At 66.3% G+C, this 23,136-nt stretch carries 16 protein-coding genes and 1 pseudogene; 8 read left to right on the forward strand and 9 right to left on the reverse strand.

Annotated elements, in window-relative coordinates:
- Positions 1 to 46: 46 nt before the first annotated feature.
- From AC3A4E_RS10535 to AC3A4E_RS10555, 5 genes are all read right to left on the reverse strand, one after another.
- Positions 47 to 1,714 carry a glucoamylase family protein gene (locus AC3A4E_RS10535; protein ID WP_487631428.1) on the reverse strand — a complete coding sequence of 556 codons (1,668 nt, stop codon included), beginning with the start codon at positions 1,712 to 1,714 and terminating at the stop codon, positions 47 to 49.
- A gap of 83 nt (positions 1,715 to 1,797) precedes the next feature.
- Complete coding sequence (locus AC3A4E_RS10540; protein ID WP_487631429.1) at positions 1,798 to 4,833, reverse strand: TonB-dependent receptor; 3,036 nt, start codon at positions 4,831 to 4,833, stop codon at positions 1,798 to 1,800.
- Between the two features lie 78 nt (positions 4,834 to 4,911).
- Entirely contained in the window at positions 4,912 to 7,932 is a 3,021-nt protein-coding gene (locus tag AC3A4E_RS10545) for a TonB-dependent receptor (protein WP_487631430.1), read from the reverse strand.
- 87 nt (positions 7,933 to 8,019) lie between these two features.
- Positions 8,020 to 9,024, reverse strand: a complete 1,005-nt coding sequence (locus AC3A4E_RS10550; RefSeq protein ID WP_487631431.1) for a LacI family DNA-binding transcriptional regulator — start codon at positions 9,022 to 9,024, stop codon at positions 8,020 to 8,022.
- Between the two features lie 113 nt (positions 9,025 to 9,137).
- Entirely contained in the window at positions 9,138 to 9,437 is a 300-nt protein-coding gene (locus tag AC3A4E_RS10555; protein ID WP_487631432.1) for a YciI family protein, read from the reverse strand.
- A gap of 383 nt (positions 9,438 to 9,820) precedes the next feature.
- On the opposite strand from AC3A4E_RS10555, the gene AC3A4E_RS10560 reads away from it, so the two are divergent.
- The 5 genes and pseudogenes from AC3A4E_RS10560 (at position 9,821) to AC3A4E_RS10580 (ending at position 15,080) form a co-directional block, all read left to right on the forward strand.
- Positions 9,821 to 10,726, forward strand: coding sequence for a segregation and condensation protein A (locus AC3A4E_RS10560; RefSeq protein ID WP_487631433.1), 906 nt, complete (start codon positions 9,821 to 9,823; stop codon positions 10,724 to 10,726).
- A gap of 28 nt (positions 10,727 to 10,754) precedes the next feature.
- Positions 10,755 to 11,615 (forward strand): annotated as a pseudogene (gene scpB, locus AC3A4E_RS10565) (SMC-Scp complex subunit ScpB); the annotation flags it as partial.
- Positions 11,616 to 11,638: 23 nt separating this feature from the next.
- Positions 11,639 to 13,309 (forward strand): pseudouridine synthase, encoded by a 1,671-nt coding sequence (locus tag AC3A4E_RS10570; protein WP_487631434.1) that lies wholly within the window; start codon positions 11,639 to 11,641, stop codon positions 13,307 to 13,309.
- 120 nt (positions 13,310 to 13,429) lie between these two features.
- Positions 13,430 to 13,879, forward strand: a complete 450-nt coding sequence (locus tag AC3A4E_RS10575; protein WP_487631435.1) for a PaaI family thioesterase — start codon at positions 13,430 to 13,432, stop codon at positions 13,877 to 13,879.
- 58 nt (positions 13,880 to 13,937) lie between these two features.
- The gene (locus AC3A4E_RS10580; protein WP_487631436.1) at positions 13,938 to 15,080 is read left to right on the forward strand and encodes an NAD(P)/FAD-dependent oxidoreductase; all 1,143 of its coding nucleotides are present in this window, start codon (positions 13,938 to 13,940) and stop codon (positions 15,078 to 15,080) included.
- Positions 15,081 to 15,164: 84 nt separating this feature from the next.
- Here AC3A4E_RS10580 and AC3A4E_RS10585 read toward each other — a convergent pair whose 3' ends face one another.
- Together AC3A4E_RS10585 and AC3A4E_RS10590 are read right to left on the reverse strand one after the other, a co-directional pair.
- Positions 15,165 to 16,298, reverse strand: a complete 1,134-nt coding sequence (locus tag AC3A4E_RS10585) for a fatty acid desaturase family protein (RefSeq protein ID WP_487631437.1) — start codon at positions 16,296 to 16,298, stop codon at positions 15,165 to 15,167.
- A gap of 63 nt (positions 16,299 to 16,361) precedes the next feature.
- Positions 16,362 to 17,450 carry a ferredoxin reductase gene (locus tag AC3A4E_RS10590; RefSeq protein WP_487631438.1) on the reverse strand — a complete coding sequence of 363 codons (1,089 nt, stop codon included), beginning with the start codon at positions 17,448 to 17,450 and terminating at the stop codon, positions 16,362 to 16,364.
- 112 nt (positions 17,451 to 17,562) lie between these two features.
- Between AC3A4E_RS10590 and fabR the strand changes: the two genes are divergently transcribed.
- Positions 17,563 to 18,240 (forward strand): HTH-type transcriptional repressor FabR, encoded by a 678-nt coding sequence (gene fabR / locus AC3A4E_RS10595; protein ID WP_487632053.1) that lies wholly within the window; start codon positions 17,563 to 17,565, stop codon positions 18,238 to 18,240.
- Positions 18,241 to 18,286: 46 nt separating this feature from the next.
- Here the strand turns inward: fabR and AC3A4E_RS10600 are convergent, their stop codons facing one another.
- Positions 18,287 to 19,084, reverse strand: a complete 798-nt coding sequence (locus AC3A4E_RS10600) for an amidohydrolase (protein WP_487631439.1) — start codon at positions 19,082 to 19,084, stop codon at positions 18,287 to 18,289.
- Positions 19,085 to 19,241: 157 nt separating this feature from the next.
- On the opposite strand from AC3A4E_RS10600, the gene AC3A4E_RS10605 reads away from it, so the two are divergent.
- A complete protein-coding gene (locus AC3A4E_RS10605) occupies positions 19,242 to 19,700 on the forward strand; it encodes a hemerythrin domain-containing protein (protein WP_487631440.1) in 459 nt (152 codons plus the stop codon).
- Positions 19,701 to 19,833: 133 nt separating this feature from the next.
- Here AC3A4E_RS10605 and AC3A4E_RS10610 read toward each other — a convergent pair whose 3' ends face one another.
- Positions 19,834 to 21,606 carry a DUF885 domain-containing protein gene (locus AC3A4E_RS10610; protein WP_487632054.1) on the reverse strand — a complete coding sequence of 591 codons (1,773 nt, stop codon included), beginning with the start codon at positions 21,604 to 21,606 and terminating at the stop codon, positions 19,834 to 19,836.
- A gap of 455 nt (positions 21,607 to 22,061) precedes the next feature.
- Between AC3A4E_RS10610 and AC3A4E_RS10615 the strand changes: the two genes are divergently transcribed.
- Positions 22,062 to 23,087, forward strand: a complete 1,026-nt coding sequence (locus AC3A4E_RS10615; RefSeq protein ID WP_487631441.1) for an XdhC family protein — start codon at positions 22,062 to 22,064, stop codon at positions 23,085 to 23,087.
- Positions 23,088 to 23,136 lie beyond the last annotated feature (49 nt).

A 23,136-nucleotide genomic window follows, 5' to 3' on the forward strand; every position in this document is an offset into this window, starting at 1 on the left:
CGGGCATGCGGCGGGCGCCGGGATCGTGTCGGAAGGCGCGCAAGTCCTACTCCACCGGCGCCGGATCGGACGCGCGCGACGGTGCCGGCGCGGGCGTACGACCATCACGGTCGGGCTGCTGGTTCGCGGCGCGCGACTCGGCGATGCCCATCGAACGCGCCATCGCCGCATCGGTATCCGGCGGACCCGAATCCTTGGGCTCGTCTTCCCCAGCCAACCAGCCACCGGTGAAGCCCGCGCGCTCCAGACCGGCACGGATGTACGGGTTCTTCTTCATCACGTTCCAGACGAAGTCGTTCCGGTAGTTCGCGATCATCGCCAGGATCGGCCCCTGGTCGATCGCGATGTAGTCGCTCGCCACCCAGCCCTTGCCCGGCACGATGCGACCGGTCTTCAACGGCACGTCCTCGTAGGTGAAGCTGGGATTGAACGAGTCGAGGAAGCCGTAGCTCGAATACAGATAGTCGCCGTAGCGGCGATGCATCTCCTCGGTGGCCGGAATCACGATCTCGGGTGCGAACGCGATCGATGCGACTGCCGCGGTCGGCGCGATCGTGCCGTCGTCGAACGCGACATCCAGACCTGCACCGCGTGCGCTGTAGTGACGGAACTCGCGTTGCTGACCGTTGAAATCCTGGTCGGTACGCTGCGGACCGTCACTGGCCGTCAGGCCCCAGACGTTCTCGCCGTAGTCCTTCCAGCCCATCGGATTGTCGATCGCGTACTGGCGCTGCGCATAGGTCGCGCGACGGCTGTTCTCGAAATAATCGATGCCGCGACGCTGCATGTAGTCGTCGCGGATACCGCGGAAGTCGATCCACACATGCGTGTACTGGTGACCGAAGTGCGGCGCAAAGCTCAGGTATTCCTGGCCGCGGAACACGCCCCACAACTTGTCATAGGTGCGCGTCCACACTTCCCATGCCTCCGGACCGACCGGATGCGTCGGGGAACCGAGCGCGAGGATGTAGACCAGCATCGCCTCGTCGTAGCCGGTCCAGTCGTGCTCGATGAAGCCGCTCTCGGGATACCAGCCCATCGAGATCAGCGGCTTGCGCTGCTGCAGGAACGGCCAGCGCACATTGCGGTACAGCTGGTCGGCGAGCTTGCGGATCTCCGCCTCGCGCGGATCATCGCGGTCGTAGTAGGACTGCGCGAACAGCACGCCCATCATCATCAGACCGGTGTCGACACTCGACAGCTCCACCCAGGGCTCGAAGCGGTGGCCGTCCTGCATGTCGATGAAGTGGTAGAAGAAGCCCTGATGACCACCGGTACCGGTGGCCTGCGGCCCCATCCTCACATTGTTGAAGAACTTCAGCGTGGTCAGCGTGCGATCCACCGCCTGGGTCCTGCTGACCCAGCCACGTTCGATACCGATCGGATAGGCGGTCAACGCATATCCGATGGCCGCGACGCTGGAGAACGGACGCGACGGAAAACGGTCAGGCGTGAGCCCGTTCACCTCGTTGGTCGTGTCCCAGAAATACTGGAACGTGCGTCGCTCGATGTCCGCGAACAGCGGCGGCAGTTCCGGCGGTCCCTTCACCTCTTCCTCCGCGGGTGCAGCCACCTCGGGTACCTGCTCGATGGGGCCCGGCTTCGGGGGCGGCACGTCGGGTTCGGCGGGCGTCTGATTGCCACAGCCTGCCAGGAACAACGCGGCAAGCGCGACGGGAATCAGGAGTTGGAAGGCACGGAGACGGGATTGCATCGTGAAGGAAACCTCGCGCTGAAATCGTTTACAGAGCACAGTATAAAACTGCCGGCCCCCTTGCGGGGGCCGGCAGCGATGGATTACCAGTCGACGCCGAACGAAAGTTTGAAGGAGCGCGTCGGGCCAGCGATGTCGAGGCCGGTCCGCTGGCCGAAATTGACGTCCTGTACGCCACCCACACCGCGGAAATTGCCGAACTGGGTGTAGTTGCGCTCGTTGGTCACGTTCAGCACGTCGCCGCGGATCCGGAACCGGAGGTCGGTGCCGGTATTCCATTCGCGCTGAAGGGCCAGGTCAAGCTGGACGAAATCCTGATCGTCGAAGTAGTACGTCCGGAAGATCGCGTTGTTGCAGCCGCCCGGGTCGACACCGTTGAAGCAGTCGATGCCCCTGTTGCCGGTTGGGCTTTCGTACGTCACCTTCGCCGATCCGGTGAAGCCGAAGAAATCCAGAATGCCCGTGCCCACGATGCGATGGCGGGGAACGCCGTTGCTGCCGATGAACCGCGCATCCTCGATGTTCTGCACATCGAAAACATCGTTGAACAGATCGCCCGTGCGGTTTTCCTTGGCCTCGCTGTAGGTATAGGCGAGTGTCATGCCCCATGCCGAATCCCGCGTGTAGGGCTTCTCAAGCGACAACAGCAATGAATTCAGACGGGTCCGCAATCCGTTGTCGACGAGGAAGAATCGCTGGTAGCCAGGCAGATCCCCACCTGGCGGATTGCCATTGGTGACCCCGGGCGGAAAGTAGGTGCCATCCGGCCGGCGGTTGCCGATCGAGACCGAGATGCCGTCCTCGCTCCTGACGTGGAGCAGCGTGGCCGAGGAGTTCCAGTCGGCACCCAGCATCGAGAATGCGTTCCGGATGCCAAGACTGAACTGGTCGGAATAAGGCGTCTTGATGTCGTTGTTGAGCAGGAAGACTTCAGAGCCGAAGTTCGTACCGGGCACGATCAACGCATTCAGTGCGTCAGCGTCGAGCAGGCTGGGGTCAAACGGGATGCAGGGGGGACGCGGTCGATCCGGACCGTTACACGCGTGACCAGGGGTGTCGAAGAAGAACTGATAGCGCTGGAAGGCAAGGCGGTACTGCTCGAACGACAGCGAATCGAACTGGTTGCGATTGTAGGAACGACCCGCACCACCGAACAACACCGCACGTTCGTCACCCGTCAGATCATAGGAAAACCCGATGCGGGGCTGCCATGCGTCCTTGAACGCCGAGCGGTTGTTTCCCGTGCTGATGTAATCCTCGATGTCGTAATCGACATTCGCGTTGTTGATGTTCGGATAGGCCCGCAGCCGCGTGACCAGCGTGTCCGGCGTTACGTGATTTTCGTAGCTTGGCGTCTGTTCGTAATCCCAGCGCAGACCGAGGTTGAGCGTCAGGCGGTCGGTCGCCTCCCAGTCGTCCTGGATATAGATACCGAACTGCTTGCTGCTCGATTCCACCGACGTCGGCTGGCCATTACCGGGGGCTGTGAACTCGACGAAATACGGCACCGCTGTGTCCTGCAACAGGTCGTAGCGAAACTGCGGGGTAAACGGCGACTGCTCGAATGCCGTGATGTCGATTGCTTTGTACTTCACGCCCGCCTTGATCGTGTGCCGCTCGAAGCCGAACCATGTGAAATCGTTCTGAAACGAATATCCCCTCTGCCCCTTGTTCTGGAAGTCTCCACCGCCGCCAAGGGCCAGCACCAGATCCATATCCGGATTGTTGAGGTCTTCGTCGCCTTCCCGCGGCACGAACAGCTGATAGCCGTTGGCGAGCGTCGCCGGGCGCGGCGCGAAGTTGGTTTCCTCGAACGTGATGTGGGCATCGTTCAACCAGTCCTGCGCACTGAACTGGTAGCGGAGATCGGCGCGCGTTTCCTCACCGGTCTTCAGCGTGCCGTAGGACGCGGTATTGGGACCGTTGCCGACGTTGGTCAGTTCGTCTTCCTCGCGCCGCTTCAGCGTGAACTCCAGCAGATGCCCTTCGGAGGGCGTCCAGCTCAACTTGCCGAAATACAGGTCTTCCTTGAACGGCACCGACACCGACGTGTTGATCGCATCGCGGAACTCCGGTGGCAGGTCGGCCGCCTGGAAGCGGCGTCCCGGGGTAATTGTCCGCGGCGAGTCGTATTCCTTGGCCTCGTACGTGACGAAGAAATGCAAGGCGTCCTGGATGATCGGGCCACCCAGCGAGAAGCCGTACTGCTCTTCCTTGGAAGACACGACCCTGCGATTCGGATTGTCCGCGTCGGGAATCTCGTCAGGCCGCGCGGCGCGCCAGCCCGAAGACGTCTGGTCCCAGAAGAAGCTGCCTTCGAAATCGTTCGTGCCCGAACGCGTGACCGCGGTGATCGCAGCGCTGCTCAGCTGGTCGTACTCGGCCTTGTAGTTGGACGTGATCACCTTGTATTCGGCGATACCCAGCTGCGGAAACGGGTTGCCTCGACTCGAATCCTGACCGGTGACACCGCCCTTGAGGACGTAGTCCTTCTGACCCACGCCGTCCACGAACACGTTCACCGCTGCAGACTGCTGCGCGCCGCTGCGCAGGGATGCCGAGCCATCGTTCGCAGTGTTGAACTTGACACCCGGCACGATGTCCGCGAATGCGAGGAAGTTCCGCGACGCCTGTGGCAGCGCATCGATCTGCTTGCTGGAAATGTAGGTCGCGATTTCGGAGGTCTTGGTTTCCGTCAGCGCCTGCGCGGTCACCTGCACCGTATCCAGGTTCGTCGCGTCTCCCGCGGTCGCGGTCTCGGCCTCACCACCCACGCCAAGGTTCAATGTCGAGGTCTGGCCGACGGCCACCGTGACGTTCTGCGATGTGCTCTGGCCGTTCGCTTCCACCTGCACGCGATAAGTGCCAGGCGGAAGGCCCACGAGTGTGTAGCTGCCGTTGGCACCGACGCTGACACTGCGGCTCAAGCCAGTGGCGGCGTTGACCGCGGTCACGCGCGCATCGGTGGCGGGTGCGGAATCGACCATCACCTGTCCGCGGATGGTCGCGGCGGTGGACTGGGCCAGCGCCGCGGGCGCGGCGACGGCCATGCAGCCGGCAAGCGCGACACACAGCAACGAGCGCGGCAGTGGGCGGGAACGAACGGGGGTATGGCTCATGGCGCGTGTACTCGTAGGTTTAGGGTTTGTGTCGCGTGCTGCACAGGTTCATCGGCGCCGCCCCCTGCGGCGCCGGTTTCACCAGTCGAAGCCCATGGAAAGTTTCACCATCCGGGTCGGATAGGCGATGGCGAGATTCCCGGGGTTACGGTTTCCGAAATTCGCATCCGGCACCGGCTGGCTGTCCGGATCACCCGGCGTCCGCCCGGTGCCCCGACCAGTGAAATAGCCGGTCCAGTTGCGCCAGTTGAAGACGTTGAGCACGTCCATGCGGATCCATGGCGCAATGCTTGTCTCCGTGTCGAAGCGCTTCTGCAAGGCGAGGTCCAGCTGCTTGTAGCCGATCGTCGTATTGGGAAAGAACGGATCGAAGAAACAGTTGCGGGTGTCGATCGCATCCACACAGTTGGTGGAATTGAGCGCGCTCGGCGTCTCCAGTGTCAGCTTGCTCGACAGCGTGAAACCCCAGCCGAGATCGGCGATGCCGGTGGCGACCAGCCGATGGCGCGGCACACCGATGGACGGCGCGAACGGCGCGTAGTCGAGGCTGGGATAGTCGAACGAAAACGTGTCGTGATTGGCGCGGTTCTCTTTCGCGTTGCTGTAGGTGTAGGCCAGCGTCGTACCCCAGCGGGAGGCCTGGGTGAAGGGCTTGTCCAGCGACACTTCCAGCGAATTGAGCCGGGTCTCGACTCCGTTACGGGCGACGATCAGGCGCCCGAAGCCCGGCAGATCCGCCGGCGGCGCATTGCCGAACGAGAAGCCCGGCTGGAAATAGGCACCCCCGTCACGACGGTTGCCGTACGAGAAGACGATGCCGTCATGGCTGAGCACGTGCTTGAGTGTCACGCTGGAATTCCAGTCGTGCCCCAGCAGTTCGATCGCATTGCGCATGCCCAGACTGAACTGGTCCGAGTACGGCACCTTCAGGTCGTTGCTGATGATGTTGACCTGGGCGCCGCGGTTGGGATTGGCCGCGACCAGCGCATCGAGCGCCGACTGGTCGTAGTACGCCGGATCCCAGGGCAGGCACGCGGTGGAGACGCCCAGACAACGATGGCCGGGCGTGTCGAACGCATACGTGTAGCTCTGGAACGCAAGGCTGTAGCGCTCGCGTGCTAGGTAGTCGAACTGGTTGCGGTTGTACGCACGTCCGGCGCCGCCGAAGATCACGTGACGCTGGTCGCCGTTGAGGTCGTAGGAAAAGCCGAGACGTGGCTGCCACGCACCCTTGAAGGCGCTGCGGTTGCTGCCGGTACTGATGAAGTCGTTGTAGTCGTAGTCCACACCCGGGCTGTTGATCGGCGCATAGGCGCGCAGTGCCTGGATGAGCGCGTCGGGCGTGACATGATCCTCGAAGCTCGGCGTCTGCTCGTAATCCCAGCGCACGCCGAGGTTGAGCGTCAGATGCGCGTTGACCTCCCAGTCATCCTGGATGTACAGCCCCAGTTGCGTGGTCTCGGAGGTGATCGGCCCACTCTGTCCGATGCCGCTCGCGGTGAACTGCACCTCGTAGGGAATGTCGAGGCTCTGGTTGATGTCGTAGCGGAACTGCGGGTTGGCCGGATTGCGCTGGTAGGCGCTGATGTCGATCTGCTTGTACTTCAGGCCGGCCTTGATCGTGTGTCCCTCGAAGCCGAACCAGGTGAAATCGTTCTGGAACGCAGCGCCCTTCTGGCCCTTGTCCTGGAGGTCGGGACCCGCGCCCGCATTGAGGATCACATCCATGTTCGGGTTGTTCACCGCCTCCTGGCCGCGCACCGGGATCCGCAGGCTGCGGCCGATACCGGAAAACAGTGGCCGCGGTCCGAACGACACATCCTCGTAGGTGATGTGTGCATCGTTGAGGAAGTGCTCGCCGCTGTACTGGTAGCGCAGATCGAAACGGTTGTCCTTGCCCGCGCGCGTGGTCGCGGCAAAGATCGTGTTGACGCCGCCGACGTTGACGATGTCGTCTTCATCGCGGATTTTCGCGCTCAGTTCGAACAGGTGTGCATCGCCGGGTGCGAAGCTGAGCTTGCCGAAGAACAGGTCCTGCTGGAACGGCGAGCCGCCGGTCAGCGCGGCGCTCTCCTGGTAACCGGGTGGCAGATCGCCGATCAGGTAATCGCGGCCCGGCGTCACCGCGCGCGGCCGTACGATGTCCTTGGCTTCATAGCTGATGAAGAAATGCAGCATGTCGCGCACGATCGGACCGCCCAGCGAAGCGCCGTACTGCTCGGCGCGCCGCGAGGCCTGATTGTTGTCGCGGGCCTCGGCAGGCGTACGCGCGGTCCAGTCGTCGCTGGTGGAATCCCAGAAGAACTGGCCGGTGAAGGTATTGGTACCCGAGCGCGTGACAGCGGTGATTGCGGCACTGCTCAACTGGTCGTACTCGGCCTTGTAGTTCGAGGTGATGACCTTGTACTCGCCGACCGCGAGCTGCGGAAACGGATTGCCCGCTGTCGAATCCTGTCCGGAAAGACCGCCCTTGAGGACATAGTCCTTCTGGCCGACACCATCGATGAACACGTTGACGGCATTCGACACCTGCGCGCCCGAACGGATCGATGCGACCTCGTCGGCACCCGAGCGGGTGAACGTGATACCCGGCACCGTGTCCGCGAATGCGAGGAAATTTCGCGAACTCTGCGGCAGCGCCTCGATCTGCTTCTGCGACACGTAGGTCGCCACCTCGGACGTGCGCGTCTCGGCCAGCAGCGGGGCCGTCACCCTCACCGTATCCAGATCGACAGCGTCACCGGCCGCGGTTTCCGCAGTCCCGGCAACGCCGAGATCGAGCGTCGCGGTCTGGCCGACCGCCAGCGTGACCGTACGCGACTCGGTACGGCCCGACGCCTGCACATCGATCCTGTAGGTACCCGGCGGAAGGCCGGCGAGACTGTAGCTGCCGCTGGGCGACACCTGCGCACTGCGGCTCAGGCCCGTGCCGACATTGGTCGCACTCACGCGCGCGCCCTCGGCCGCAGCGGCGTCGAGCGTGACCTGCCCGCGCAACGTCGCCGAGGTTGACTGTGCATAGACGGCTGGCGCAGCACCCAGTGCCGCAAGCAACGCGAACGCCAACGCATGACGACGCACAAGGATGGCGCCCGACATGCTTCCCCTCTCCTGGTTGTCCATCAACGGAGCCCCTCCCAAGGTCCCATCACTTCACTCATTGCACTTGCGTCCGGATGTCGCGCGTCAACACGAATCCCGGATCACAAGTTCTGGTCGCAACAGCGCATCCTGCGGGTCGGCATCCTGCGCGTGCCCCGACTGGATCTCCAGCAAGGTCTTCAACGCGCGCGCGCCCAATTCAGCGATGTCGACGCGCATGGTCGTTAGCGATGGGTGAACGTAGCGTGCAAGCGGAATATCGTCGAAGCCGACGACCGCGACGTCCGCCGGCGTGCATACGCCGCCGCGGCCGAGTGCGTACAGACAGCCGATCGCCATCATGTCGTTGGCGGCGAACACCGCATCGGGACGTACGTCGAGTGCCAGCAGGGCCTGGCCGGCGCGGTGCCCGGAGTCCTCGTCGAACCGCCCCGGCAACTCCCACGGCACGTAGTCCGCGCCCGCGGCAGCCAGGGCATCGCGATACCCGCGTTTGCGCTCACGTGCGTCGTCGTTGTCTTCGGGTCCGTCGATGAAGGCGATGCGGCGATAACCGGCAGCGACCAGATGCGTGACCATCGTGCGCGCGCCGCCGTAATTGTCGATGCCGATCGACGCCTGCGGCCGTCCCTGCGCACCGTTGATCAGCACCAGCGGCAGGCTCGCGTCGACGTTGCGTTCGAGGAAGTCCGTGTCGTGCACGTAGGGCGACATCAACAGCAGGCCGTCGACGCGGCCGCGCATCGCGCGCAGTGCGGCGCCCTGCTCTTCCGGATTGCCGTGATAACTCGACACCAGCAGATGCTGGCCACGGGTGCGTGCCACCTGGTCGATGCCACGCATCAGCTCGGAGAAGAACTCGCCATGCAGGTCGGGCAGCACCACGCCCACAGTCTGGGTCCGGCGGCTGCTGAGGCTGCGCGCGGCGTGATGCGGGCTGTACCGCAGTTCTGCAGCCACCGCGAGCACCCGCTCGCGCACTGCCTCGGCAACGTTCTGGTGGCCGTTGAGTGCGCGCGATACGGTCGCCACCGACACACCGGCCGCCTTGGCCACATCCTTGATCGTGACGCTCACACCACCTCCCACACCCGAGATGGCCGGACTGTAAGCGTTTCCACAACGGCATGTAAACCGGAAATAACTCCGGTTTTGATGCTGCATTGCACGATAAATCGTGCTCGCCGGCCGGCGCCCGCCCGTTACGGCAGTACTTTGCGGAAGGGTCGCACTTCCGTCCGTGCATAGACGCCTGCTGCGACATACGGATCGGCCTGCGCCCAGGCCTGCGCCGCTTCGAGCGAATCGAATTCGGCGATCACGATGCTGCCGCTGAAGCCGGCCGGGCCGGGATCCTCTGCATCGATGGCCGGACACGGCCCCGCCAGCAGCAGCCGGCCCGCGTCGCGCAAGGCCATCAGCCGCGCCAGATGGGCGGGGCGCGCTTCGCCACGACGTGCCAGGACGTCATGCCCGTCGTATCCCTCGATCGCGTACCACATGCACATGTTCCCCTGCCGGATGCAGGCAGCAGTGTAGTCACGGTGCGCGCTGGACAGCGCACCTCGCCGCCCGTACCCTACATCCCGTAGTTCCGACCGGTTGCCGTCCGGCTCGGCCCACCAAGAGCCCGTCGCTCGCGGTCGCCGCTTCGGCCCGGTCCATCGCCTTCCCCGATTCCTGTGCCTGCGCACCTGCAGATACGCATCGTGTCCGGCGTCGACCGAAGACGTTCCTGCAGCATCATTTGTATTCGCGCCGGCCCGAGCCGCGCAACCGACCGGACCCGCATTGCGGACTGCCGCGCCGTCGCCCGCCCTGCCAGCGATCCATCGACCGTGATCCACTTTTCGCGCCCGAGCGCCCAGCCGCTGTCGCCTACCGAATGACACAGCCCGCATCCGACGCCAAGGCGTCCGCCCATGCCGTCCAGCCGCAACAGCAGGAATTCCCGCTGGCGCTGGTGCACGGCCAGCCGGTGTTGCAGATCCCGCAGGATCTGTACATTCCGCCGGATGCGCTGGAAGTCATCCTCGACGCGTTCGAGGGCCCGCTCGACCTGTTGCTCTACCTGATCCGTCGCCAGAATCTCGACATCCTCGACATCCCGGTCGCCGACATCACCAGGCAGTACGTCGCCTACATCGGCGTGATGCAGGAGCTGCGGTTCGAACTCGCCGCCGAATATCTGGTGATGGCCGCGATCCTGGCCGAGATCAAATCGCGGATGCTGCTGCCGCGCCCGCCGGCCGACGAACTCGACGAAGGCGATCCGCGCGCGGAACTGGTGCGACGGCTGCAGGAGTACGAACGTTTCAAGCAGGCGGCCGAAGACATCGACCGGCTGCCGCGCCAGGATCGCGACACCGCGCCGGCGCAGGCGACGCTGCCCGAGCGCACGATCAACCGCGATCCGCCGCCGGTCGATCTGCGCGAGATGCTGCTGGCGCTGCACGACGTACTCAAGCGCGCCGAGCTGTTTACCGGTCATGCGATCCGTCGCGATGCTCTGAGCGTGCGCCAGCGCATGGGCGAAGTGCTGACCCGGCTCACCGGCGGTCATTTCCACCGCTTCGAGTCGCTGTTCGAACCCGAAGAAGGCCGGCTGGGCGTCGTGGTGACGTTCCTGTCGATCCTCGAGCTCACCAAGGAACGCCTGCTCGACATCGTGCAGGAGGCGCCGCTGGCGCCGATCTACATCAAGTCGCTCGCCGATGCCGACGGCGCCGCGCCGCCGACCACGTTCTCCAGTGAGTTCGACGATGACGTCCCCGAACCCGCCCAGTCCTGACCACCGACCGGATCTCCGAACAGTCCCGATGGACCAGACCTTCATCAATCGCATCGTCGAAGCGGCCCTGCTCGCCTCGTCGCAGCCGCTGACCGTGGCGCAGCTGGAAACGCTGTTCACGCTCGACGAACCCGCGCCCGAGGGCAGCCTCAAGCAGGCGCTCGTCGACCTGCAGGCCGCCTGCGCCGATCGCGGTGTGGAACTCGTGGAGCTGGCCTCGGGCTGGCGCTACCAGGTGCGCGGCGACGTGCACGGCTGGGTGTCCCGGCTGTGGACCGAGCGCCAGACCAAGTACACGCGCGCCACGCTGGAAACCCTGGCGCTGATCGCCTATCGCCAGCCGATTACCCGCGGCGAGATCGAGCAGGTGCGTGGCGTGGCGACCAACAGCAACATCATCAAGGCGCTCGAAGAACGCGAGTGGATCCGCGTCGTCGGCCATCGCGACATGCCCGGCCGCCCGGAACTGCTCGGCACGACCAAGGGGTTTCTCGATTACTTCGGCCTCCGTCGTCTCGACGACCTGCCGCCGCTGTCGGAACTCAAGGATTTCGCCGAGCTCGATCCGCAGATGCGCTTCGCCGGCACCGACGCCGCGGACCGCTCGGTCGGCGGCATCGCGTCCGCCAACGACGACGCCGCGCCTGACGACGCCGACCGCGATGCCGACGACGCAGACGACATTACAGACGACGCGGACGAAGGCAGCGACATCGCCTCCGCCGACGACGACGTTCCGCACGACGTGCAGGACGCGGGAGCAGCACCCGGAGACGACGACGGCGACAGCGCCGGCGACGTGTCCGATGACGACACCCAGACCCCGTCGGACATTCCGTCCGACGACGACACCGCAACAACCAACGCACAAGACGCCCTCGCCGCAGACGGCGACAGCGACCGGAGCCATTCATGACGCAACAACGCAATACCGACAAACCCGCCCGTTCCCCGCTGTCGCTCAAGCGCGGTGAAGCCCCGGCCGCGGATGCCGCGCCCAAGCTCGAAGAGCGCCTGCACAAGGTGCTGGCCCAGGCCGGCCTCGGCTCGCGCCGCGCCCTCGAGCAGCGCATCGCCGACGGCCTGGTCAAGGTCAACGGTGAAGTCGCCCAGACCGGCATGTCGATCAAGGGCAGCGACCGCATCGAGCTCGACGGCAAGGTGTTCGTCGCCAGCGCGCTGACCGAACCGGCGCGCGTGCTGATCTACAACAAGCCAGAGGGCGAAGTCACCACGCGCGAAGATCCCGAAGGCCGTCCGACGATCTTCGAGGCCCTGCCCGCGCTCAAGGGTGCGCGCTGGATCGCGATCGGCCGTCTCGACATCAACACCACCGGCCTGCTGCTGCTGACCACCGACGGCGAACTCGCGAACGCGATGATGCATCCGTCGTACGAAGTCGAACGCGAGTACGTGTGCCGCGTGCGCGCGCCGGAAGGCGAAGAGACGGTGTCCGACAAGCTCGTCGATCGCCTCAAGCGCGGCGTCGCGCTGGAAGATGGTCCGGCCAAGTTCGACGAGATCGAACGCATCGGCGGCACCGATTCGCACGACTGGTTCCAGGTGCTGCTCAAGGAAGGCCGCAACCGCGAAGTGCGCCGCTTGTGGGAATCGCAGGGCTGCCAGGTCAGCCGCCTCAAGCGCGTGCGCTACGGCCAGGTCACGCTGCCGCAGCCGCTGCTGCGCGGCCAGTCGCAGGAACTGGCGGATGTGCAGGTCGAATCGCTGCGCAAGGAACTCAAGCTCGAGGAAGGTCCGCCGCCGGCGTTGACGCTGCAGCCGGTCATCGGCCAGCGCAAGGCCGCCAAGTCGACCGTGCATCTGGGCAAGGGCGGCGCCGGCAAGGCCTACGTCAACGGCCAGAACAGCGGCGCGGATGAAGGTCGTGAACTGCGTCGCTTCGACCACGTGCGCGAAGACCGCGGCCGTGGCCGTGGCGGCCCGCGCAAGCCGCAAGGCGGCCTGACGGTCAGCGGCGACGCCGCGGCCAAGCAGTCGCAGAAGCCGTTCAAGCAGCGCGCCGACAAGGGTGCGCGCGCCCTGCCCGAGGGCAATCCCGCTGCGTTCCGTACCTGGTACGTGCCGGACGGCGTGGAGACCGGCCCGACCGGTCACCGCAATGCCGACGGCCGCGGCCCGAAGAAGCCCTACGGCGGCGGCGCAGGCGGTCCCGGGGGCGCGAAGAAGCGCGGCCCCGGTGGTCCCGGCGGCGCAGGACAGGGTCCGCGCGGTGCGGGCGGCGGCGGTCCGCGTGGTCCGGGCGGCGGTGGTGGTGGCGGACAGGGTCCGTGGGCCTCGCGTCCGGCCGGTGGCGGTGGTGGTCCGGGGCGCCCGCGTGCGCCGTACGGCCATCCCGACAGCGCGCCGAGCTTCCCGTCCGATCACGCCAATCCGGGTGGCTTCAATCCGAACGCCGGCCCGCGTGGTCCGCGTCCGGGCGGCGGCAACCGTGGCCCGAAGGGTCCGGGTGGCCCCGGCGCACGTGGCCCCGGTGGTCCCGGCGGTGGCAATCGTGGTCCGGGCGGACGTCCGCCGGGCGGCGGCAATCGCGGCCCGCGCAGTGGCGGTGGAGGCGGTCGCTGATCGCACGCACATCGTGATGTGTTGACGCACGGGGCCCTCGGGCCCCGTGTTCGTTTGTGACCTCTGTTTTCCGGTGCGCGTCGCTCGCTAGACTCGACGTTTCTCCCGACGAGTCCGCCCATGACCATCACCGGCGACGCCATCAACGATCTGATCCGCGCGAACGCGCCGGCGGCGATGCACGCCCTGCTGCCGCCACCGTGCCTGCTCGACATGGAAGGCGAATTTCTCGAGTACGAAGACGGCGTGCGCATGTCGCTGCGCTTTCCGGTGCTGCCGCGCTACCGCAATCCGATGGGCAACATGCAGGGCGGTTTCATCGTCGCCGCGCTCGACAACACGCTGGGACCGTTCTCGTATCTGATCGCACCGCCCAGCGTCACCGCGACGCTCAATACGCAGTACCTGCGACCGGTCACGCCGGAGACCACGCACATCATCTGCGAGGCGCGCCTCGTCGCCCGTACGCGCAACGTGCTGCATCTCGCGGCCGAAGCGCGCAGCGAAGACGGCAAGGTGTTCGTGCTGTGCCAGGCCACGCAGCAGATCCTGCCGCCGCGCAGCGCCTGAGACTTCATACCCGCTTCACCGCGCCGCCATCGGCGCTCCATCCACGCGATCGAGACTCGTGTCTCCCCCGTGGATGGAGACCGCCGGTTTGGATGGATACGCGCAATTCGATTTCGATGTCGTCGTGGTGGGCGCGAGTTTTGCCGGCGCCGCGTGTGCGCTCGCCGCGCGGGAAGCAGGCCTGCGGGTCTGCGTGCTCGAACGCAAACACGATCCCGGCATCCGCCTGCATACGACCGGCATCATCGTCGCCGAAGCGTTTTCGCAGACCCGGCTCGGGCGCATGCCGCCGGCGCTCTGTCGCCAGGTGCCGCGCGTGCGGCTGTACGCCCCGAGCCTCGACAGCCTGCAGTTGCAGGCCGACGACTACGCGTTCCTGACCACCGACACGCCGAACGTGCTGCGCTGGCTGGCCGACGAGATGCGCGAGGCCGGCGTCGATCTGCGGCTGATGCAGTCGTTCACCGATGCCCAGCGCGAACGCGCCGGCTGGCAGATCACAGGACTGGGCAGCACGCGCTGGCTGATCGGCGCCGACGGCGCGAAATCACGCGTCGCCCAACGCGCCGGTCTGGGTCTGGTCGAGGCGTTTCTCTACGGCGTCGAACACGAATTCCACGGCGCCACGTTGGCGGAACCCGACGCCCTGCACTGCTTCATCGACCGCACACTCGCGCCCGGTTACATCGGCTGGGCCGCGCAGTCGCCGACCGGCGTGCAGCTCGGACTCGCGTTCCGGCATCGCGCGGATCGTCATGGCGTACCGGATATCGACAGCTTCCGCGCACGCGTCGGCACACGCCTGGGACTGCCGTCGACCCTGCAGCCCGCTGCGACGCGCGCCGGCCTGATTCCCTGCGGCGGACCAGTCGAACGCCTCGCCGCACCCGGCGTGATCCTGACCGGTGATGCCGCCGGCATCGTGTCGCCGTTGACCGCCGGCGGCATCCATTCGGCCTGGGCGCATGGCGAGGCGATCGGCCGCGCAATCGCCCAGCACCGGCTCGGCGCCGACCTCTCGCCAGAGCGGATCGCTGACACCGCCGCGCCACGCTTCCGCGCGAAGCGCTGCCTGCGCTGGGCTTTCGATCATCTGCAGATGGACTGGCCGGTGAACCTGCTGCTGCATTCGCCGCTGCTGCGTCGCGCCGCCGAGCAGGTCTATTTCCATCGCCGCGGCAGGCGCCGCGGACCCGCATGAATCCCGAACCGCACATACGAAAACGCGCCCGCCGGAGCGGCCGCGTTTCGGGTGCTTCACTCGCGGCGCGTAAGCGCCCCTCGCTCAGGCGGTCTGCAGCTTGCGCGAGCCCGCCGCGCGACGCGGACGGCTCGGAAACGCATGCCGCAGGATGCGCCAGGACACTTCACCGAACTGGCGCGGCAGGGAGCCGGTGTTGTACGGCTGGCCGTAGCGCTGGCAGATCTCGCGCACTTCGACGGCGAGCGTCGCGTAGCGATGCGCCGGCACGTCGGGGAAGAAGTGGTGCTCGATCTGGTGGCTCAGGTTGCCGGTCAACAGGTTCATGACCTTGCCGCCGCCGATGTTCGACGACCCACGCAGCTGACGCATGTACCAGTGACCACGCGACTCGTTGCGGATGCTCTCCTTCGGAAAGGTTTCGACATCGGCAGTGAAGTGGCCACAGAAGATCACGACGTAGGTCCACACGTTGCGGATGCCGTTGGCGACCAGGTTGCCCAGCAGCACCGGCAGGAAGAACGGACCGGCCAGCAGCGGGAAGATCACATAGTCCTTCACCAGCTGACGCCCCATCTTGCGACCGACCGGCGCGAAATCGCGCGCCAGCTTGCCCTTGGGCATCTTGCCGGCGAAGAAGCGGCCGAGCTTGAGTTCCTGGATCGCCACGCCCCACTGGAAGTACAGCGCGAATATCACCGCGATCACCGGCTGCATCAGATAGAACGGGCGCCAGCGCTGTTCGGGAAAAATGCGCAGCAGGCCGTAGCCGATGTCGTCGTCCATGCCGCGGACGTTGGTGTAGGTGTGATGGCGGAAGTTGTGCGAATGACGCCAGTTGTCGCCGGTCGCCATGATGTCCCACTCGTACTTCTTGCTGTCGAGTTCGGGATCGTGCATCCAGTCGTACTGGCCGTGCATGACGTTGTGGCCGACTTCCATGTTCTCGAGGATCTTGGCCAGCGCCAGGAACACGACACCGGCGATACACGCCGGCCACAACAGCCACGGCACGAACGCGCCGCCGATCGCACCGACGAAAAGCAAACCGCGACCGAGCACCGCGCAATAGCGCACCCAGCGCACGACGCGGCGGATGTAGGTGGCGTCGACCTTGCCGACCTGGGCCATCGTGCGCGTGTGCAACGCATCGAGCTCGGCGCCGAAGGCATCGAGTTCCTGCGTGGAGAGGCGGCGCGTGGCAGTGAGCTTGGACATGACGACTCCGGAATTCAAAACAGGATCTTTCAAAGCAGAGCGGAACGTTTCGACGCGGCGTGTTCAGAGATCGAGCACGAGATCGGACACGGCGCTGCTGATGCACAGCTTCAGCGCGGCAGTCGCCTCGGTATTCGCGGCGCCGGTGCGCAGATCGCGCGTGGCACCGGACGCCTTGCCACAGGCGCAGGTATTGCAGATGCCCATGCGGCAGCCGGACTTCGGCTTCAGGCCCTCGGCTTCCAGCGCCTGCAGCAGCGGCACGCCGCGCGGCAGCTGCAATGCGCGACCGCTGCGCGCCAGACGCACTTCGACCATGCCGCTGTCGTCGGTCTGCGGACGCGGCGGCGGGGTGAAGGCTTCGGTGCGCAGCAACGGCACGCGGTCTTCGACGAGTCCGGTGGCCGTGGTGACGAAGCCGCCCGGGCCGCAGGCGTACACCTGGCGCGTGGCGAGATCGGGCACCAGTGTGTCGAGCAGTCCGGCGTCGATACGACCGGCGGCTTCGTCGTCCGCGGTGGCGGCTTCGCGGGTCAGCACGAAACGCACATCGAAGCCGGCATGGCGCGCAGCGAGTACGCGCAGCTCGTCGACGAAGCACAGTTCGGCGCGCGTGCGCGCCCAGTAGACCAGCGTCAGCGGCACCGGCATGCCCTGCCCGGCCAGCTGGCGGACCAATGCCATCAAGGGCGTGACACCGCTGCCGGCGGCCAGAAACAGCCAGCTGCCATCGACCTTGGTCGGCAGCACCAGATCACCGAACGCGGGACCGATATCGAACACGTCACCGCGGCGCGCAGCGGCCAGCAGATGCCGGCTCATGCGGCCTTCGTCGACACCCTTCACCGTGACCGTAATGCGGCCATCGGCGGCGACCGGCGCATCGAGGCTGTAGCTGCGGGTGATCCGCACGCCGTCGATATCGGCGGTCAGATTCACGTGCTGACCGGCCTGCGCGCCCGCCCAGTGACGATTCGGCTTCAGCGTCAGGGTGACCGCATTCGACGCGGCCGGCGCATGCGCAACCACGCGGGCCAGCGGCCGCTCCCAGCTCCAGGTCGGATGCAGGCGCTGCGCCCAGAAATCGAACACGGGCGGCACGACGAACGGCGTGGCGAGCCTGCGCAGGCGGCTACGGCGGGACGGCTTCATGGGCTGGACGGTCGACATGGGAAGCAATGTACACCCATCCGCACAGCCGTGTATACAGTTGTACATTAATGGACGCTGCTATGCTGACCGCCCAGTCTTCCGACGGCCTACCGTGACCGCCCGCACCCTCGCATCAGACAGCGGCGACCCCGGCCAGAGTCCCCCGGACAGCCAGGCCGGACGCAAACCGGTGATCGTCCGCGAGGACCTGATCGCCGCCGCCCTGCGCCTGACCGGCGCGCACCGCAGCGTCTCGACCCTCAGCCTGCGTGAAGTCGCCCGGGAAGCCGGGATCGCGCCGAACAGCTTCTATCGCCAGTTCCACGACATGGACGAACTGGCGGTCGCCCTGATCGAGCTGGCCGGCGAATCGCTGCGCAACATCGTCGGTGATGCCCGCAAGCGCGCCGTCGCCGGCCGCAGCATCGTCCGCGGCTCGCTCGAAGCCTTCATGGAACGCCTGCGCGCCGACGACAAGCTGCTGCATGTGCTGCTGCGCGAAGGCACCGTCGGCTCGGACGCCTTCAAGCGCGCCGTCGACCGCCAGCTCCAGTTCTTCGAAGTCGAATTGCGCGCGGATCTGGTCCGCATCGCCGCCGCCCAGGGGATCGTGTTCCACGAACCGGGCCTGGTGGCGCGGGCGATCACCCGACTGGTGTTCGCGATGGGTGGCACGGCGCTGGATTCCCCGCCGGAACGCGACGAAGCGCTGGTGGACGAGCTGTCGCACATGATCCGCATGTTGTTGCGCGGCGCGCATGCGATGGGGAAGGTGAAAGGCGCGCGTTGAGCGCACTTGGCGCGTCGTCAGCACCAGCGGCGCGAGGCGCGCGACCTCAAAGAATCTCGAACCGGTCCGCATCCAGCATCGCCGGGAAATGTTCCCGATGCGCCTGCAACTGCGCCGCCGACAAGGTCGTCGTCGACACCACCTCCATGTCCGTCGATTCGCTCAGCGGCTGGCCCAGCATGTCCAGCACCACGCTGTCGCCGGAATACGCCAGCCCATTCCCATCCGTGCCGACGCGATTGACGCCGACCACGTAGCAGAGATTCTCGATTGCCCGCGCGCGCAGCAGGGTCTTCCACGCGTAGGCGCGCGCGGCGGGCCAGTTGGCAACGAACAGCTGCAGGTCGAAATCCAGGCCGTCCGGGCGCTCGACGTCGAAGCGGTTACGGCAGAACACCGGGAAGCGCAGGTCGTAACAGACCTGCGGATTGATCCGCCAGCCTTTCCATTCGACCGTCAATCGATCGCGACCGGCGGCGTAACGCTTGTGCTCGTTCGCGTAACGGAACAGATGGCGCTTGTTGTAGTGCGCCAACTCTCCATCGGGCGTCGCCCACAGCATGCGGTTGTAGACGCCGTCGCCATCACGCAGCTGCACGCTGCCGGTCACTGCCGCATCCAGCGCGACCGCCTGCTCGCGGATCCACGCGACGGTCGGGCCATCCATGTCTTCGGCGCGGTCGATCGCCTCGTTGCTGAAGCCGCTGGTGAAGGTCTCGGGCAGCACGACAAGATCGGTCAGCCCGTGCAGCGGCGCGATCAGATCCCCGTAATAGTCACGGTTGGCCGCCGGGTCGTGCCACACGGTGGCGCCTTGGACGGTGGACACGCGGAGGTTCTGCATGGGGCGTTCCTTGCGTCGCACCTGTGCGACCGATGCCTCGATTCTCGGCGCTGCTGCGGGCGCACTCAAGCGCATGGGTGGAACGGCGCGTCAACGCCGGCTCCACCCGCCCGTGCATACCGTGCTCACAGCCAGCCAGCCCACCATGGAGCCCGCCATGCCCGAGACCATCTACGACGCCCTGCGTGAGAGCCACGAACGCCAGCGCTCGCTGTGCCGCAAGCTGCTGCGCGCGCCCCCGCACAGCGAGCGCCGCATCGAACTGTTCACCGACCTGCGTATCGAGCTGGCGGCCCATGCCGCCGCGGAGGAGCGCTTTCTCTATGCGCCGATCCTGATGCACGACGCCGGCCTCGACGCCTCGCGCCACGCACTGCACGAGCATCACCAGATGGACGAACTGGTCGAGGATCTGCAGACGAACGACCACGCGGGCGCGGGCTGGATGGCGAAAGCAAAGCAGCTGTCGGAAAAGGTGCACCACCATCTGCGCGAGGAAGAACGCAAGTTCTTCCAGGTGTCGGGCAAGCTGCTGACCGACACCCAGAAGACGCGCGCGGCGCAGCGCTACCGCCGCGACCACGCGCGCATGGAAAAGAAAATGCGCGAGGCGTGAGGCGCACGGAGTCCGCGCGCCGTCGAGTTGCGCTCGCCTCTCGACCCTTAGCCGTGCGTGGTAGATGTAACGCACGACGCGTAGCGCGGGAAATCGACGCGATCCAGTCCCTACGCAGGGAGTTGCCCTTCCGTCAGTTCACCGCCCTGCCCGCCGCCTTCTGCTCGGCGATGAAGCGCCGCACTTCCTCCTCCAGCACCGGCAACGGCACCGAGCCCAGATTGAGGATGGTGTCGTGGAAGGGCCGCTGGTCGAAGGCCGGGCCGAGCTCGCGCTCGGCTTCTGCGCGCAGATCGAGGATCGTCTTGTAGCCGATGTAGTACGACAGCGCCTGGCCCGGCCAGGAGATGTAGCGGTCGATCTCGGTCACCACGTCGTGGCGCGCGAGCGCGGTGTGGCTGGCGAGGTAATCGATCGCCTGGTCCCGCGTCCAGCCGTATTCGTGCAGACCGGTGTCGATCACCAGGCGCGCCGCGCGCCACATCTCGAACGTCAGCCGGCCGAATTCCTCGTACGGCGTCTCGTAGATGCCCATGCGCGTGCCGAGCCATTCGGTGTACAGACCCCAGCCTTCGCCGTAGCCGGAGAAGTAGGTCTGCTGGCGGAAATCCGGACGTGCCGGCGCTTCGAGCGCGAGCGCGGCCTGGAAGCTGTGCCCGGGCGCGCACTCGTGCAGCACCAGCGCCGGCAGGTTGTACAGCGGGCGCGACGGCAGGTCATAGGTGTTGAAGAAGCAGGCCTCCAGTCCGCCGCGGCCCGAGGTGTAGATCGGCGCGATGTCGTCGGCGACCGGCAGAATCGTGAAGCGGTAACGCGGCAGCGTGCCGACCACGTACTGCAACTGGCCGTCGATCTTCTTGGCGATCAGCGAAGCCTCGCCCAGCAACTCGCGCGGCGTCTTCGCGTAGAACTTCGGATCGGTGCGCAGGTACTCGATGAAGGCCGGCAGGTCGCCTTCGAACCCGGCTCGGCCCATGACTTCGCGCATTTCCGCAGTGATGCGTTCGACCTCGGCGAGGCCGAAGTCGTGGATTTCGCGCGCGGACATGTCGCGGGTGACGTACTCGCGGATCTGGGTCTGGTAGAACGCGCGGCCATCGGGCAGATCGCTGGCCGCGATGGTCGTGCGCGTGCGCGGAAGATACTCGCCGCGGATGAAGGTCAGCAGTTTCGAGTACGCGGGGATCGTCTGATCCAGCACGACGCGCCGGCCTTCCTCGCGCAGCTGGGTGCGCACGGGCTCGGGAATCGTGTTGGGAATGCGGTCGAAGGTGACCAGCAGCGGATTCGTCTCGCCCGTCAGCACATAGGAATCGAGTGTCTTGTCGCGGCCTTCGAGCGTCGCGCGCGGCACGCTCCAGCCACGCGCGAGACCCGTTTCCATGTTCGCGATCTGCTCGTCGAAATAGCGCGGCACTTCGGACAGGCGACCGATGAACCGACGCCAGTCGGCCTCGGTCTGGAACGGCTGGCGCGGATTGATGCCGCCCCAGAAGAAGCTGTCGCTGTTGAACGGTGCCTCGTAGGTACGCCAGCGTGCACTCGCTTCGCTGGCTTCGATCGAGGTGCGGAAGACGGCAGCATTGATGCGTTCTTCGCGGCCCAGCTGGTCGAGCGGAATCGCGTCGAGCGCATCGAGCGCTGCCTTCCAGTAATCCGCACGGCGCGCCCATGCGTCGGGCGTCACCGACGGCAACCGGTCACTGCCCTGCCAGCGCCCGTCGACCTTCTCGCGCACGAATTCCGCCTGGCGCCATTCCCACTCGCGCGTGTAGAGATCGCGCAGCGCGGTCTCGGCGGCATTCGCCGGCGGCGCGAGCACCGGTGCAGGCGTGTCCTGCGCGATGACGGGCGACGCGACGCCGAGGGCGAGCGACAGGGACAGCACGAGGCGGGACAGCGTCATGTGGCGACGCGGGGCGAAGGACATCGGCGACTCCTGGAAAGCGGTGGTGGTCGTTTCGGCCTGGGCGAGAAACGCGGGCGATCCTGCAAGGATGCCGGGAATGGGTTTGGCGTGCATGCGCGGCGCTGTGCCGAGTGCGTCGGACGCGGTGACTGTTTCGCGGAGCGCTGCCCTCACCCCAACCCCTCTCCCAGGGGGAGAGGGGCTCACTGGGCGCTCGTCGTCCGCCGCAAACGCCCTGATCGCATCGACAAAGCCTCTCTCCTTCCGAGAGAGGGGTTGGGGTGAGGGCAAACGCCGCGAATCACCCACACCGATCACCCACCCAGTCCACACAACACTCACGACCCACCACACACTCTTCCACCGACCCGTCCGGAATCTTCAATGGCCAGCCCCACGCCAGCCACGCACTCGCCTTTCGCACGCCACGCCACCGCGCACGGCGCCTGCTGATGGCGGTTGCTACCTCCGCCGTCGCCGCGAATGCCGCGGAGCTGCACGCTCCTGCGCCAGGCTTCGCCGAAGGCAATCCCGGCGCCGTGCTGCAGGCCGCGTTCGATGCACTCTCTGCCGGTCGCGCGCCGGTGCTCGCGCTCGTCGTCGAAACCGAAGGCTCTACCTACGCCTCGACCGGCGCACTCGCGCTGTTCGGCGATGGGCCGCATGTCGGCTGGATCAGCGGCGGGTGTCTGGAACCGGAGATCGAGCGCGTCGCCCGGACAGCCGGCGATGCCCGACGCCTCGAATGGCTGGAGATCGATACCACCGACGACGATTCGCTGTTCTCGGGCAGCGCAGTCGGCTGCCGGGGTCGGCAATTGCTGGCGCTGTTGCCGCTGGCCGCAATGCCGCAGGTTGCGGATGCGATCTCTGCATGGCTTGCCGGCGGCCAGGCACTGGAGATCAGACTCGAACGCGGTGGCCGCATCGCCTGCCGTCTCGATGGCCGCGCGTGGTCGTGGGATTTGTCGGTCGGCGAAGCGCCGCAATCCGCATCGACGGACTGGACACTGACCCTGCAACGCGCCCCCGAGGCGCTGATCCTGGGCGCCGGTCCGGAAACGCCGACGCTGATCCCGATGCTGCGATCGCTGGGCTGGCGCGTGATCGTCTCGGAGCGCCGCGCGCGCTGGCGCGATGCCGCTGGGCCGCATGGGGACCTGCTGGACCTGCACCCCGACGATGCCGTCGCCGCGCACCCGCATGCGGACGTCGCGCTGGTCATGCACCACGGTTTCGAATCCGATCGCGATGCGCTGGCCGCATTGGCCGGCTCCCGCATTCCCTTCATCGGCCTGCTGGGGCCGCAACGCCGCCGCGACGATCTGTTCAAGCTGATGCGCCCTGCCGAGCGTGAGGCGCTGGCCAATCGCCTGCATTCGCCGGTCGGCATTCCGCAATGCGGGCGCGGACCGGAGGCGATCGCCCTGAGCATCGCCACACAGCTGCAGCAATGGCGCGGCGCCCGGAATCGCTGAGCGCGCACGTTTCTACCGACGTCATCCGCATTCATTGACCACACCACAA

This window comes from Luteimonas sp. Soil_N_1 (assembly GCF_057656255.1).

What these genes read in the sequence shown, in the direction of transcription:
- AC3A4E_RS10535 (WP_487631428.1), bottom strand. Translation starts at nt 1,714, where the DNA reads ATGCAATCCCGTCTCCGTGCCTTCCAACTCCTGATTCCCGTCGCGCTT.
- AC3A4E_RS10540 (WP_487631429.1), bottom strand. Translation starts at nt 4,833, where the DNA reads ATGAGCCATACCCCCGTTCGTTCCCGCCCACTGCCGCGCTCGTTGCTG.
- AC3A4E_RS10545 (WP_487631430.1), bottom strand. Translation starts at nt 7,932, where the DNA reads ATGTCGGGCGCCATCCTTGTGCGTCGTCATGCGTTGGCGTTCGCGTTG.
- AC3A4E_RS10555 (WP_487631432.1), bottom strand. Translation starts at nt 9,437, where the DNA reads ATGTGGTACGCGATCGAGGGATACGACGGGCATGACGTCCTGGCACGT.
- AC3A4E_RS10560 (WP_487631433.1), top strand. Translation starts at nt 9,821, where the DNA reads ATGACACAGCCCGCATCCGACGCCAAGGCGTCCGCCCATGCCGTCCAG.
- AC3A4E_RS10570 (WP_487631434.1), top strand. Translation starts at nt 11,639, where the DNA reads ATGACGCAACAACGCAATACCGACAAACCCGCCCGTTCCCCGCTGTCG.
- AC3A4E_RS10575 (WP_487631435.1), top strand. Translation starts at nt 13,430, where the DNA reads ATGACCATCACCGGCGACGCCATCAACGATCTGATCCGCGCGAACGCG.
- AC3A4E_RS10585 (WP_487631437.1), bottom strand. Translation starts at nt 16,298, where the DNA reads ATGTCCAAGCTCACTGCCACGCGCCGCCTCTCCACGCAGGAACTCGAT.
- AC3A4E_RS10590 (WP_487631438.1), bottom strand. Translation starts at nt 17,450, where the DNA reads ATGAAGCCGTCCCGCCGTAGCCGCCTGCGCAGGCTCGCCACGCCGTTC.
- AC3A4E_RS10600 (WP_487631439.1), bottom strand. Translation starts at nt 19,084, where the DNA reads ATGCAGAACCTCCGCGTGTCCACCGTCCAAGGCGCCACCGTGTGGCAC.
- AC3A4E_RS10605 (WP_487631440.1), top strand. Translation starts at nt 19,242, where the DNA reads ATGCCCGAGACCATCTACGACGCCCTGCGTGAGAGCCACGAACGCCAG.
- AC3A4E_RS10610 (WP_487632054.1), bottom strand. Translation starts at nt 21,606, where the DNA reads ATGACGCTGTCCCGCCTCGTGCTGTCCCTGTCGCTCGCCCTCGGCGTC.
- AC3A4E_RS10615 (WP_487631441.1), top strand. Translation starts at nt 22,062, where the DNA reads ATGGCGGTTGCTACCTCCGCCGTCGCCGCGAATGCCGCGGAGCTGCAC.